Below are 13,280 nucleotides of genomic sequence, written 5' to 3'. Positions count from 1 at the left end.
GCCGTCAGGCGGTGAATCGCAGGTCGGTGAAGCGCCGGCGCAGCGCGGCCGTCCCGGGTGCGATCCGCGCGGGATCCTCCGACAGGGCCCGCGACAGCAGCGACATGATCGCGGGCGCGTCTTCGGGCGCCACGCCCCGGCGCGCCAGTTCGGGCGTGCCGACGCGCAGGCCGTTCATGTCCCCCGCGACGGGCGCGATGGGCAGGCCGATCCCACAGGTCAGGAACCCGGCCCGCTCCAGCCGGCGCGCCATGGCTTGTCCGCCGCCGAACGGCGCCGCCTTGATCGCGAACTGGTGGCTTTCCGTCCCGCCCCGTTCGGCGGCGAAGACCGGCAGGCCCGCATCGGTGGCCGCGCGTGCCAGAGCCCGCGACAGGTCGACCATCGCCCGGGCATAGTTGGCCCCGCAGGCCACCCAGTCCTGCAGCGTCACGCCCAGCGCCGCGGTCTTGGCCACGTCGAAATTGGCGGTCAGACCGGGAAAGGCCACCGCTTCCAGCCGGCGGGCGATGTCGGCGTCGTTCGTCACGATCAGCCCGGCCGCCGGGCCGCCCAGCGATTTGTAGGTGCTCATGGTCATGACATGCGCGCCCTGCGTCAGCGGGTTGTCCCAGGTGCGCCCGGCGATCATCCCGCACAGATGCGCCGCGTCGAACATCAGATGCGCGCCCACCTCGTCGGCGACGCCGCGGATGGCGGCGACGGGATGCGGGAACAGGTTGAGCGAGGCGCCCAGCGTGATCACGCGCGGTCTCACCCGCCGCGCCAGATCGCGCAACGCGTCCGGGTCGACGGTATAGCCGTCCTTCGCCACCGGCGCCTCGTGGATCTGGAGGCCGAACAGGCCCGCGCAGCCGGGGGCGTGGTGGGTCACGTGACCGCCGATCGTGGCGGGCGGCACGATGATCGCGTCGCCGGGCCGGGCCAGTGCCATGAACGTCATCAGGTTGGCCACCGCCCCCGAGGGCACGCGCAGCTCGACATGGGCGGCATCGAAGACCCGCGCGGCCAGGCGGGCGGCAATGACCTCGATCTCCTCGACGGCGCCGAGGCCCATCTCGTATTTCTCGCCCGGATAGCCGAGCGAGGGGCGCGAACCGATACCGGCGGAGAGCAGCGCCTCGGCCCGCGGATTCATGACGTTCGTGGCCGGGTTCAGGTTGAACGCCTCGCGATCGTGGATGTCGCGCGTGCGGGCGGCCAGCACCTCGATCCGCCGGACGGGGTCCTCGGGCAGGTGAAGCGCGTCGATACGTTCGGTCACCGCATCGGGCAGCCAGGGGCGGGGGGCGAGGTTCGTCATGCGCGGTCTCCGGGCGTATCTGCGGGTGGTTTCGCCGCGCCGGGGGCTTGCGGTCAACTCAGGTTCAGTGAAACTGAGGCTCAGGAAAATTGAAGGAACTTCATGCCCGTCCGACCGCGCCCCGCGCCCGATCTGCCGCTGAACGCCCTGCGCGCGCTGGAGGCCGCCGCGCGGCTGGGCGGCTTCGCCCCGGCGGCGGCGGAACTGGGCGTGGCACCGAATGCCGTGACCGCGCATGTCAAGGCACTGGAGGAGCGGCTGGGGTTGCCGCTGTTCCACCGCCATCCGCGCGGCGTGCAACTGACCGAAGCGGGCCGCCGCGCGTTGCCTGCCCTGACGGCGGCCTTCGACGCGCTCGACCAGGCCAAGACGCATCTGCGGCATGAGGCGGCGCCGCCGCGTCTGTCGGTGGCGGCGCTTCCAGCGGTGGCGCAGCTTTGGCTGCGGCCGCGTCTGGCCCGGTTGCAGGCCGCGATTCCCGGCCTTTCGGTGTCGATCACCGCGATGGAGGCGCCGCCCGCGCCCAAGCGCAGCCCGCAGGATATCGCGATCTTCATCGGGCCGGGCGGGCGCGACCACATCGTCCCCGTCGCCGCGCCCGATGCGGGTCAGGGCCCGCGCCTCGGCGACGGGTCATGGGCCGACGACTGGGCGCATTGGCAGGCCGGCGCGGGCGGGGTCGCACTGCCGGGATCGGGGGCGGGGCCGGTTCATTCGCTCTATGCGCTCGCGGTCGATGACGCGCTGCAGGGGGCGGGCGTCCTGATGGGGCGCCTGTCGCTGATCGCGGGCCATCTGCGTGCGGGACGGTTGGCGGAACTGGGCCCCCGCGTGGCCATCCGGCAGGGGATCGAGATCGCCGCGCGCAACCACGCGCCCCTGACCGTGCGGGCCGCGCGCCTTCTGCGGGTGGAACTTGCGACGGGTGACAGGCCGGGCGCGGCGGGCTAGCGTCCGGCCAGACCGCAGGGGCCGCGCATGACCACGATCCTCGTCTTCGGCGACAGCAACACCCACGGGACCCGGCCGCAGCATCGCCTGGGTCAACTGGACCGGCACCCGAAATCCGCGCGCTGGCCCGAAGTCATGGCCCGGACCCTGGACGCCGACGTCATTGTCGAGGGGCATCCCGGTCGCACGACCGTTCACGACGATCCGATCGACGGCGCCCACAAGAACGGGGTGCCTGCGCTGGCCGCGTTGCTCGAAAGTCACCGTCCGCTGGACCTGGTGGCGATCATGCTGGGCACGAACGACTGCAAGGCGCGGTTCGGCCAGCGGGGTTGGGACATTGCCGCCGGGGTCGGGCGTCTGGCGCAGATGGTCCAGGCGTCGACGGCGGGGCCGGGCGGGGCGGCGCCGAAGGTCCTGCTGATCGCGCCGGTCCCGGTGGAGGAGCGGGGCATCCTGGCAGAGATGTTCCAGGGCGGTCGGGTCCGGTCGCGGGCCATCGCGCCCGCCCTGAAGGAGGAGGCCGCGCGCTTGGGCTGCGCCTTTTTCGATGCGGGCCGCGTGGCCGAGGTGGACGGCCTCGACGGGGTCCACCTGTCGGCGGGCGCGCAGCAGTCGCTGGGCCTGGCGCTGGCGGAAGCCGTGGGCGCGCTTCTCGCGGGTTGAGGCGCCGGGGTCAGTCCTCCGGCTCCTTCTCCTCCAGCAGAACGCGGGCGGCGTCGCCCTCCAGGTCGTCGTACTGCCCTGCGCGCAGCGTCCAGAGGCAAGCCACGAGGCCCAGCCCGCCCAGCAGGACGGAGACCGGGATCAGAACGACCAGGACGTTCACGACCGCACCGCGTTCAGCACGACGCTGATCGACGACAGCGACATGGCAAGTGCCGCCAGGAAGGGCGTGGCGAGGCCGGCCAGCGCGATCGGGATCGCGACCAGGTTGTAGGCCGCCGCCAGCGCGAAGTTCTGGAGGATCCGTCGCGCGGCCCGCCGCCCGAGGGTCAGCACCTCGTCCACGCGCATCAGGTCCGATCCCAGCAGCACGACATCGGCCGCCACCCGCGCCGCGTCGAGGGCCGATGCGGGCGCGATGGCGGCGTGGGCCGCGGCCAGCGCGGCCGTGTCGTTCACCCCGTCGCCCACCATCAGCACCCGGCGCCCCTGCGCCGAGAGGTCCGCGACCATCGCGGCCTTGTCCTCGGGGCGCATGGCGGAATGGACCCGGTCCAGACCCAGCCGTGCGGCCATCTCGGCGGCGGCGGCGGGGTGGTCGCCGGTGACCAGGCGAACCTCCAGCCCCCGGGCCATCAGCTTCTGCACGAGGTCGCGGGCCCCGTCGCGCAGCCGCTCCTCCAGGGGGAGGAGGTGGAGATCGGATCCGATGCGCAGGGCGACCCCGTCCGCGCCACCGCCCAGATGGACGGGCAGGCCACGCCAGACGCCGTGCATGCCGTCACCCGGCACCTCGCGCAGGTCGTCGATGGGGGTGGACGGCGTGTCGGCCAGCGCGTCCGCGATGGCGCGCGAGGCGGGATGCTGCGAGGCCCGCGCCAGACTGACGGCGACATGCCGCGCGTCCTGAGGCAGCGTCGCGGGCAGCGCGAAGGCCCGTTCGGTGACGGTGCCGGTCTTGTCCAGCAGCACGCAGTCGATTTCGGCCAGGCGTTCCAGGGCGGTGGGCGATTTGACCAATGCGCCGCGCCGGAAAAGCCGCCCGGTCATGCTGGCCGTCACGGCCGGCACCGCCAGGCCCAGAGCGCAGGGGCAGGTGATGATCAGGACCGCCGTGGCCACGCCGATGGCGAGCACCACCTGACCGGTCGCGGCCCACCAGCCGAGGAACGCCAGCGCGGCCAGGACATGGACCACCGGCGCGTAGAGGCGCGCGGCCCGGTCGGCCAGGCCGCTGTAACGGTGGCGCCCGGTCTCGGCGACCTCGACCAGGGCGGCCAGGCGGCGCAGGGTGCTGTCCTCGGCCCGCGCCGTCGCGCGCAGGACCAGCGGCGCGTCCAGCACGATCTCGCCGGCGCAGACGCGGTCGCCGGCGGCGATGCGGACCGGGGCCGACTCGCCCGTCAAGGCGGAGCGGTCGAGCGTGGCGGCCGCTTCGGCGGTGCCGTCGACCGGCGCGCGCGCGAAGGCCGCAAGCGCGATACGGTCGCCCGGCGCGATCGCTTCGACGGGGACGGTCCGGGGGATGTCGCCCTCCAGCCGCGTCGCGCGGGGCAACTCCAGTGCGGCCAGATCGGCCGCGGCCGACCGCGCCGCCCGGCGGGCCCGGTGGTCGAGATAGCGCCCCGCCAGCAGGAAGAACGTCAGCGACAGCGCCGCGTCGAACCACGCGGTCTGGTCATGGCGGATCGCCGCGGCGAGCGACGTGGCGCAGGCCAGCGCGATGGCCAGCGCGATGGGGACGTCCATGTTCAGCCGCCCGGCGCGCAGGGCGGACCAGGCCGAGGTGAAGAACGGCAGCGCCGCGAAGGCGACCGCCGGCAGCGCGATCGCGGCCGAGATCCAGTGGAACAGCGCCAGCGTCGCGTCCGTCGCGCCGGACCAGGTCGCCACCGATAGCGCCATGACGTTCATCATCGCGAAGCCCGCGACCGCGATCCGGGCCAGCAGCAGGCGGCCGGCCGGGTCGTCGTCGCGGTCCAGCGCGGCCTCGTCCATCTCGTGCGCCTCGAACCCGGCCTGCGCCAGCGCGGCCAGCGCGGGGGCGGCGCCCCGGCCCGGCGCGGCGACGATGCGCACCCGGCGACGGCCGAGGTTGACGCGGGCCGCGCGGATGCCGTCGACCCGGGCCAGCGTGGCCTCGACCCCGGCGATGCAGGCCGCGCAATGCACGCCCGGCAGCGACAGGTGCAGCACTTCGCCCGCGGCATCGCGGGCCGCGCGGCTGGCGGCGTGCGGCATGGGTCCGCAGGCCGGGCAGGCCGCCAGCGCCGTCAACGGACGACCAGGGGGATGCGGCGGCGGAAGGTCGTGCCGTCGGCGGCCAACATCTCGATGCGCAGGTTCCAGTTGCCGGGTGCGACGTCGACGGGCGCCGCGAAGGCCCCGCCCGTCCATTCCAGACGCGGCGTCGTATCCTGCGCCACGGTGGTCGCACGGCCCAGCGTCGCCGATACGATTTCGGGCATGACCGGCCCGGCGGCATCCGTCACGGCCAGGCGCAGCCGGCCATCGGCGACGGCGGCATCCACGGTCCAGCCCAGCGCGTCCTGCGCGGCCCGTTCGGCGTCGAAACGCTGACTGGCGACATAGGAACTCTCGGTCTCGATGCCGGGGAAGGTGCGCACGGCATTGACGGCCAGCGCCACGTTGACGCCGATGATGACGGCGAAGCCGCCGCAGAACAGGGCCAGCACGTGCCGGCCGGTCAGGGGGCGGTCAGCCCGCCGCGCCGGTGCGTTCATCGAAGCTCTCCTTGCCGTTGAAGATGGTGTCGCGATACGCCCGCTCGCCCGAGGCGACGTCTTCCACCCACAGGCGCAGGTCGGTCAGCGCGCGCGTGGCGGCGTCGCTGCCCGGGGCGGCGGTGACATAGACGCGCTGCTGGCGCGTGGCGTCGGGGGGGACGGTGACGATCCGGTCGTCCTCGCCTTCCAGCGAGATGGCCAGGGCGGTTTCGGATGTCAGCGAAAGATGAAACTCGCGCGCCTCGCCGTGCTTGTTGCGCAGGCGCACGTCATAGGCGTTGCGGATCGCGCCATCCGACAGCGTGACGAAGGTCGGGTTGCGCACGGGTGCGGCCGTCATCTCGATCTCCGGGCGGACGAACAGGGCGAAGACCAGCGCGACGCCGATCGCCAGCCAGGCGACCGAATAGAGGATCGTGCGGGGCCGGAAGATGTGGCGCCAGACTGGCTGGGGGGCCCAGACCTCGCTGTGCCGGGTCACGAAGGGCGCGGCGGCGGCGTGGGGGGCGGGCGCGGTCCTGCCTTCGACCGGCTCGACCGCAGTATCGCCCGATCCGGGTCTGCCGGTCGTGTTCGGGTCGTCCAGCGCGTCGGACCCCATGGGGCGGACGGGGGCGTGTTCGCCCGGCAGGACGGGCGGGCGGTCGTCCAGCGCCAGATAGTCGATCAGGCCACGGGGCTTGCCGATCTTCGCCATGACGTCGTCGCAGGCGTCGATGCAGAGCGCGCAGGTGATGCATTCCATCTGCTGCCCTTCGCGGATGTCGATGCCCATGGGGCAGACATTCACGCAGGCCATGCAGTCGATGCAGTCGCCCGCCCCCTTGACCCGCTTCTTGCCGCGTGGCTCGCCGCGCCAGTCGCGATAGCCGACGGTCAGCGTGCCCTCGTCCATCATCGCGCCCTGGATGCGCGGCCAGGGGCACATGTAGATGCAGACCTGCTCGCGCAGGAACCCGCCCAGCACGAAGGTCGTGCCCGTCAGGACGGCGATGGTGGCATAGGCCACCGGATGCGCGTCGAGCGTCAGCAGCTCGCGGGCCAGCGTCGGCGCATCGGCGAAATAGAACACCCAGGCCCCGCCCGTGGCCACGGCGATCAGCAGCCAGACCAGCCATTTGGTCAGACGCAGCCGCCATTTGCGCGCGTCCCACTTGGCCTTCCAAAGCCGGAAGCGGGCGTTGCGGTCGCCCTCGATCCAGCGTTCCACCAGGATGAAGAGGTCGGTCCAGACCGTCTGCGGGCAGGTGTAGCCGCACCAGACCCGGCCCAGCGCCGAGGTGAACAGGAACAGGCCGAGGCCGGCCATGATGAGCAGGCCCGCGACGAAGTAGAATTCGTGCGGCCAGATCTCGATCCAGAAGAAGTAGAAGCGCCGCCCGGCCAGGTCGACGAGCACCGCCTGGTCGGGAAGGTTCGGCCCCCGGTCCCAGCGGATCCAGGGCACGAGGTAGTAGATCCCCAACGTCAGCCCCATGATCCACCACTTGAGCGTGCGGAACCGGCCCGACACGCGACGGGGGAAAATCGGCTCCTGTGCCGCGAAAAGGGGGGCGGGCTGGGTCATCGGGGGGTCACCGGGCGCAATCCATCGGGGTCCGGATCGCACGAGCGGTCCCGGCACGCCTTGACGTGGATCAAGCCGTGCCGGGACCGGGTCGCATTGCGCCCGGCCGGGGCGTCAGTCGCCCGGCCGGGCGGGGGCGGTTTCAGTCGACCGGGCGAACCGGGGCCGCATCGGCCTCCGCCGGGGTTTCGTCGGCCGAGGCGGGGAAGCTCGCTTCGGGCACGTCGGCGGCTTCCTCGGCGGCGGCCTCGGACAGCGGGACGCCGACCTGCGCCTCGCCCCCGCCCAGGCCGTGGACATAGGCCGCGACGGCGCGGACCTGCGCCTCGCCCAGGCGGTCGCCCCAGGGGGGCATGACGCCGAAGCGGGAGTAGCGGATCGTATGCTCGACCGCCTCGGGCGTGCCGCCATAGAGCCAGATCGCGTCGGTCAGGTTCGGCGCGCCCAGTTCGCGGTCCCCCCGCCCGTCCTCGCCGTGACAGGCCGAGCAGTTGTCCAGGAAGAGCTGCGCGCCCTCCGCTTCTCCCTCGGCCAGGCCCGACAGGCCGCGGACATGGCTGACCAGCGCGGCGATCTCCTCGTCGGCGAGGATCTCGTCGAAGGCCGGCATCTCGGAATAGCGCGCGTCGGGGTCGTCCTCGTTGCGGATGCCGTGGCGGACGGTGTCGGCGATGTCCGTGATCTGTCCGCCCCAGAGCCAGTCATCGTCCAGCAGGTTCGGATAGCCGGCCGCCTGCACCCCCGCCGCGCCGCGCCCGTGGCATTGCGAACAATTGTTGGCGAAGACCGACGCGCCCGCGCGGACCGCGAAGCCATGCAGCGCCTCGTTGCGTTCCAGCACGCCCAGGTCTACGGTCCGCAGGCTTTCCAGCAGGTCCGCGTTCGACAGGTTCACGCGTTCGATCTCGGCGGCGACCTCGGCGCGGGTGGAATAGCCCAGCACGCCCTGCGTCGCCGAACTGACCATCGGCCAGGCCGGGAACAGGATCACGTAGACGATGCCCCAGGCCACGGTGGCGTAGAACGTCCAGAGCCACCATCGGGGCAGGGGCGTGTTCAACTCCTCGATGCCGTCCCAGGTGTGACCGGTGGTCTCGGTCCCGGTAGCCTCGTCGATGCGCTTTTCGTCAGCCATGTTTCGCGTCTTTCAGAAAGTCCGTGCCGCCGCAGGTGCAGCCGGCGCAGGAATTGGCGCAGCCGGGCGCGGCGTCGTCGTGGCGGAAGGGAACGGCGGCGGCGTCGTCGTGGAGCGGGCGCGATCCGGGGCGGAACGCCCAGACGATCACGCCCAGGAAGATCAGCGTCAGGATCAGCAGGACCCAGCTGTCCGCCAGTTCGCGCAGGAAGGAATAGGTGTCCATTGCGCCCTCCTATCTGTTCGGGTCGGGGGTGAAGGTCGAGAAGTCGACCAGGGTGCCCATCATCTGCAGATAGGCGATCAGGGCATCCATCTCGGTCAGCACGGGATTGCCATCGAAGTTGCGGACCTGCGCGCCCGGATAGCGTTCCAGGAGCCCGTCGATGTCGCCCCAGGGGTCGACCTGGACGTGGAAGTCGGCCGCGGCCATCTGGACCATCTCGTCGGTATAGGGGACGCCGACCATCCGGTGCGTGGCGACCAGATCCTCGATATGCTCCCCCTCCAGCCTCGTGTCGGCGAGGAACGCGTATTTCGGCATCACGCTCTCGGGCACGACCGATTGCGGGTCCATCAGGTGATCGACATGCCATTCGTCGCTGTAGCGCCCGCCGACGCGGGCCAGGTCCGGCCCCGTCCGCTTGGACCCCCATTGGAACGGATGGTCGTACATCGATTCGGCGGCGAGGCTGTAATGGCCGTAGCGTTCGACCTCGTCGCGCATCGGGCGGATCATCTGGCTGTGACAGACATAGCAGCCCTCGCGGACGTAGATTTCGCGCCCCGCCAGTTCCAGCGGAGAGTAGGGGCGCATGCCGTCCACGTCCTCGATCGTGTTTTCCAGCCAGAATAGCGGTGCGATCTCGACGATTCCGCCGACGGTCACCACCAGGAAGCTGGCCACCAGCAGCAGTGTCGCGTTTCGCTCCAGCCGCTGATGGAAGGTGATCGTTTCGGTTTCGGGCGGCAACTCGTTGGGCAGCTCGCCCGGGGCGTCCGACAGGGTCGAGACCTTCGGGTCGTCCTCGGGGTCGTAGTTCGGGTTTCTCGGGTCCTTGCTCATGGGTTCACTCCGCGGGTGTGGCGATGGCGTCGGTGCGGGGCGCGCGGATCGTCATCCACATGTTCCACGCCATCAGCAACGCGCCGCTCAGGTACAGGACGCCGCCCAGGCCACGCACCACGTACATCGGGAACTTGGCGTCGACGGTGTCGGCGAAGGAGTTGACGAGGAAGCCGTTCGCGTCGACCTCGCGCCACATCAGGCCCTCCATGATTCCGGTCACCCACATCGAGGCGGCGTAGAGGACGATCCCCACCGTCGCGAGCCAGAAATGGGTGTTGATGGCCGAGACCGAGTACATCTGCGTCCGACCCCAGAGCTTCGGCGTCAGGAAGTAGAGGCAGCCGAAGGTGATCAGCCCGTTCCAGCCGAGCGCGCCGGAATGCACGTGCCCGATCGTCCAATCGGTGTAGTGCGACAGCGAGTTGACCGCGCGGATCGACATCATCGGGCCCTCGAAGGTCGACATGCCGTAGAAGGCGAGCGAGGCCACGAACATGCGGATGATCGGGTCGGTGCGGATCTTGTCCCACGCGCCCTGCAGCGTCATCAGGCCGTTGATCATGCCACCCCAGGACGGCATCCAGAGGATGATCGAGAACACCATGCCCAGCGTGGCGGCCCAGTCGGGCAAAGCGGTGTAGTGCAGGTGGTGCGGTCCCGCCCAGATATAGAGGAAGATCAGCGCCCAGAAGTGGATGATCGACAGCTTGTAGGAATAGACCGGGCGGCCCGCCTGCTTGGGCACGAAATAGTACATCATTCCCAGGAAGCCCGCGGTCAGGAAGAAACCCACGGCGTTGTGGCCGTACCACCACTGCGTCATCGCGTCCTGCACGCCGGCGAAGACCTGAACCGACTTGGAGCCCCAGACCGAGACCGGGATCGCCAGGTTGTTGACCACGTGCAGCATCGCCACGGTCACGATGAAGGCGAGATAGAACCAGTTGGCGACGTAGATGTGCCGTTCCTTGCGGTTCAGGATCGTGCCCATGAAGACGGCCAGATAGGCCAGCCAGACCACCGTCAGCCAGATATCCACGTACCATTCCGGCTCGGCGTATTCCTTGGACTGGGTGGCCCCCAGCAGGTAGCCCGTCGCCGCCAGGACGATGAACAGGTTATAGCCCCAGAAGACGAACCAGGCCGCGTTTCCGCCCCAGAGGCGGGCGCCGCAGGTGCGCTGCACGACATAGAAGGACGTGGCGATCAGGGCGTTGCCGCCGAAGGCGAAGATCACGGCCGAGGTGTGCAGCGGCCGCAGGCGGCCGAAATTGGTGAAGGGCTGGCCCCAGTCGAAGTTCAGCGCCGGGAAGGCCAGCTGAAACGCGATGAAGGTCCCCACCAGGAACCCCGCGATGCCCCAGAAGGCGGTGGCGACGACGCCCGCTCGTATGGGCCCGTCCATGTATCCGCGTGCGGGCGTCGGGGCGCCGATGGGCGCCTCCTCCATGCCGCGCAGGGTCCATAGGAACAGGCCCGTGGCGATCATCATGATGATGATGGCATGCACCATGTAGGCCGCGTCGCGGGCCCAGCTCGCGGCTATCGCGGCGAACAGGGCCAGCAGGCCGAGTGCCACGAGTTTCAGATAGTCGGACATGCGCCGTCCCCTTCCCGGTCTTCTCCGGGGGGCGGGATGGCCCACGAGCGGCGCGCGCGCCTTGATTCAGGTCAATCGGGCGTCAGACGATGGGCGCGCCGTCGGCGTCCTCGCCCGCCGCCTCGGCCAAAAGGCCAGGATCGGCGGTCGAGATGCCGCGTAAACCGTCGGTCGCGATCACCCCGTCGCGGCGCAGCGCGGTCATCTGCCGGCTGACGGTCTCGATCGTTAGCCCCAGATAGGTGGCCATCGCGTCGCGGGTGATCGGCAGTTCGGCCCGCGCGGGCCCGCCATCCAGCGTCGCGCGACGCAGGATCATCAACAGGAACGTCGCGACCTTCTCGCGCGCGGTCTTGCGGCCCAGCAGCAGCATCCATTCGCGCGCGGCGTCCAGCTCGTCCAGGGCCATCTCCAGCAGGCGGTCTGCCACGTGGGGCGTGTCGCGCAGCAGCGCCTCGAAGGCCGAGCGGCGGAACATGCACAGCGTCAGGTCGGTCGCGGCCGTCACCTGGTAGGCCGTGCGGTCGCGCCCCGGCCGCCCAAGGAAATCGGACGGCAGCAGGAGGCCCACCATCTGCGTGCGCCCGTCCTCCATCGAACGGGTCAGCGTGGCGCAGCCCTGGACGACCGACGCGGCGAAATCGAGCGGCTCGCCCTCCATCACCACGGTCTCGCCCGCCTTCCAGCTGCGATAGGTCTTGATATCGTTCAGAACCGAAAGCTCGTCGGGTTCGCACTGGGCGCAGACGGCGCGGTGCCGGATGGGGCATGCGCTGCAATCGGTCTCGATGCGGAGGGTGGAATCACGTCGGGCCATGGGAGGCATCTACGAACCCCATTGACCTGCATCAAGGCGGAACCCCCGTGTGCGGACCAAGGATACCGCCATGACCGACCACGCATTCCTGTCCCGCCACGGCCTGTTCCAGGCGCGCGCGCCCCGCTACACCAGCTATCCCACGGCGCCGCATTTCGACCGCGCCGTGGGGCCCGCGCAGATGGAAGGGTGGCTCGCCTCGCTGCCCGAAGGGGCGGGCATCTCGCTTTACGTGCATGTGCCGTTCTGTCGCAGGCTGTGCTGGTTCTGCGCCTGCCGCACGCAGGGGACGAAGACGGACGCGCCGCTGCGCCCCTGGTTGGACGCGCTCCGGGCAGAGATCGACCTGATGGCCGACGCCATGCCGCAGGTCCGCATCGACCGGCTGCATCTGGGCGGCGGCACGCCCACGATCCTGCCACCCGAGATGCTGGACGAGATGGCCGAGGCACTGCGCGCCCGGTTCGCCTTCGCGCCCGGGGCCGAAATCTCGGTCGAGATCGATCCGACCGTCATCGACGACCCGCGCCTGGACGCGCTGGCGCGGCTCGGCGTGACCCGCGCCAGCATCGGCGTGCAGGATTTCGCGCCGAAGGTGCAGCATGCCATCGGACGCACGCAGAGCGTCGCGCAGACGCGCGAGGCGGTGGAAGGGCTGCGTGCCCGGGGCGTCTCCGGGCTGAACCTCGACCTGCTTTACGGTCTGCCGTTTCAGGATGCGAACAGCTTGGGACGGACCGTCGACCAGGCGCTGACGCTGTTCCCCGACCGGATCGCGCTGTTCGGCTATGCGCATGTGCCCTGGGTGGCGCGGCGGCAGGTGATGATCCCCGCCGATGCGTTGCCGAACGCGGAAACCCGTATGGCCCTGTTTGCGCAGGCCTCCGACCGCTTGACCGGGGCCGGGTTCGCGTCGGTGGGCATCGACCATTTCGCCCGCCCCGCCGACGGCCTGTGCGTGGCCCAGGACGAGGGCCGGCTTCGTCGCAACTTCCAGGGCTACACGGACGACGATTGCGAGACACTGATCGGGCTGGGGCCGTCCGCGATTTCGCGTCTGCCGCAGGGATATGCGCAGAACGATCCCGGCACGGCAAAATGGCAGGCTGCGGTCCGCGCCAGGCGACCGGCCACGTTGCGCGGCCATGCCCTGTCGACCCGCGATCGGCTTGAGGCCGTGGCGATCGAGGAGCTTCTGTGCCGCTTCGGCGCCGAGGCCGAGGTCGTCGCGGCCCGGGCGGGCGCGGACCCGGCCGAGGCCCGGGCACTGCTGGCAGGTGTCGCCGCCGATTGGCCCGAGGCGGTGCGCCCGACCGCGCGCGGTATCCGTATCGTCGGACGCGCCCGGCCCTTGGCCCGCCTGATCGCGATGTCCATCGACGGATATGAACGGGGCGACCGGCACAGCCTGGCCGTCTGACGCGG

The 13,280-nt window shown here is 70.7% G+C and carries 13 protein-coding genes; 3 read left to right on the top strand and 10 right to left on the bottom strand.

Features of this window, described 5'->3' with window-relative positions; translation table 11 throughout:
• Positions 1–4 precede the first annotated feature (4 nt).
• Positions 5–1,303 (bottom strand): beta-eliminating lyase-related protein, encoded by a 1,299-nt coding sequence (locus tag MWU52_RS09205; RefSeq protein ID WP_246951305.1) that lies wholly within the window; start codon positions 1,301–1,303, stop codon positions 5–7.
• A 102-nt stretch (positions 1,304–1,405) separates the two neighbouring features.
• On the opposite strand from MWU52_RS09205, the gene MWU52_RS18000 reads away from it, so the two are divergent.
• The gene (locus tag MWU52_RS18000; RefSeq protein WP_281493932.1) at positions 1,406–2,254 is read left to right on the top strand and encodes a LysR family transcriptional regulator; all 849 of its coding nucleotides are present in this window, start codon (positions 1,406–1,408) and stop codon (positions 2,252–2,254) included.
• 27 nt (positions 2,255–2,281) lie between these two features.
• Positions 2,282–2,920: an SGNH/GDSL hydrolase family protein gene (locus MWU52_RS09195; RefSeq protein ID WP_246951303.1), complete on the top strand. Its 639-nt coding sequence runs from the start codon at positions 2,282–2,284 to the stop codon at positions 2,918–2,920.
• 10 nt (positions 2,921–2,930) lie between these two features.
• On the opposite strand, the gene ccoS is transcribed toward MWU52_RS09195, so the two are convergent.
• The 9 genes from ccoS to MWU52_RS09150 form a co-directional block, all read right to left on the bottom strand.
• The gene (ccoS, locus tag MWU52_RS09190) at positions 2,931–3,083 is read right to left on the bottom strand and encodes a cbb3-type cytochrome oxidase assembly protein CcoS (RefSeq protein WP_246951301.1); all 153 of its coding nucleotides are present in this window, start codon (positions 3,081–3,083) and stop codon (positions 2,931–2,933) included.
• Positions 3,080–5,161 carry a heavy metal translocating P-type ATPase gene (locus MWU52_RS09185; RefSeq protein WP_246951299.1) on the bottom strand — a complete coding sequence of 694 codons (2,082 nt, stop codon included), beginning with the start codon at positions 5,159–5,161 and terminating at the stop codon, positions 3,080–3,082. The genes ccoS and MWU52_RS09185 overlap by 4 nt, the downstream gene beginning before the upstream one ends.
• 32 nt (positions 5,162–5,193) lie before the next feature.
• A complete protein-coding gene (locus MWU52_RS09180) occupies positions 5,194–5,664 on the bottom strand; it encodes a FixH family protein (protein WP_246951297.1) in 471 nt (156 codons plus the stop codon).
• The gene (ccoG, locus tag MWU52_RS09175) at positions 5,639–7,234 is read right to left on the bottom strand and encodes a cytochrome c oxidase accessory protein CcoG (protein ID WP_246951295.1); all 1,596 of its coding nucleotides are present in this window, start codon (positions 7,232–7,234) and stop codon (positions 5,639–5,641) included. The genes MWU52_RS09180 and ccoG overlap by 26 nt, the downstream gene beginning before the upstream one ends.
• A 142-nt stretch (positions 7,235–7,376) precedes the next feature.
• Complete coding sequence (gene ccoP / locus MWU52_RS09170; protein WP_246951293.1) at positions 7,377–8,369, bottom strand: cytochrome-c oxidase, cbb3-type subunit III; 993 nt, start codon at positions 8,367–8,369, stop codon at positions 7,377–7,379.
• A complete protein-coding gene (locus MWU52_RS09165; protein ID WP_246951290.1) occupies positions 8,362–8,595 on the bottom strand; it encodes a cbb3-type cytochrome c oxidase subunit 3 in 234 nt (77 codons plus the stop codon). Before MWU52_RS09165 ends, ccoP begins: the two co-directional genes overlap by 8 nt.
• A 9-nt stretch (positions 8,596–8,604) precedes the next feature.
• A complete protein-coding gene (gene ccoO, locus MWU52_RS09160; protein ID WP_246951288.1) occupies positions 8,605–9,435 on the bottom strand; it encodes a cytochrome-c oxidase, cbb3-type subunit II in 831 nt (276 codons plus the stop codon).
• A 4-nt stretch (positions 9,436–9,439) separates the two neighbouring features.
• A complete protein-coding gene (gene ccoN / locus MWU52_RS09155; RefSeq protein WP_246951286.1) occupies positions 9,440–11,038 on the bottom strand; it encodes a cytochrome-c oxidase, cbb3-type subunit I in 1,599 nt (532 codons plus the stop codon).
• Between the two features lie 82 nt (positions 11,039–11,120).
• Complete coding sequence (locus MWU52_RS09150) at positions 11,121–11,855, bottom strand: transcriptional regulator FnrL (RefSeq protein ID WP_246951284.1); 735 nt, start codon at positions 11,853–11,855, stop codon at positions 11,121–11,123.
• A gap of 70 nt (positions 11,856–11,925) precedes the next feature.
• Here MWU52_RS09150 and hemN point away from each other — a divergent pair, with 70 nt between their 5' ends.
• On the top strand, positions 11,926–13,275 hold the full coding sequence (gene hemN, locus MWU52_RS09145; RefSeq protein ID WP_246951283.1) for an oxygen-independent coproporphyrinogen III oxidase: 1,350 nt from the start codon (positions 11,926–11,928) through the stop codon (positions 13,273–13,275).
• Positions 13,276–13,280: the final 5 nt, after the last annotated feature.

This window comes from Jannaschia sp. S6380 (assembly GCF_023015695.1).
In the GTDB taxonomy this organism is placed as follows: Bacteria; Pseudomonadota; Alphaproteobacteria; order Rhodobacterales; family Rhodobacteraceae; genus Jannaschia.
Note: the sequence above shows the minus strand (reverse complement) of the source record. Positions and strands in the feature narration are given on the sequence as shown.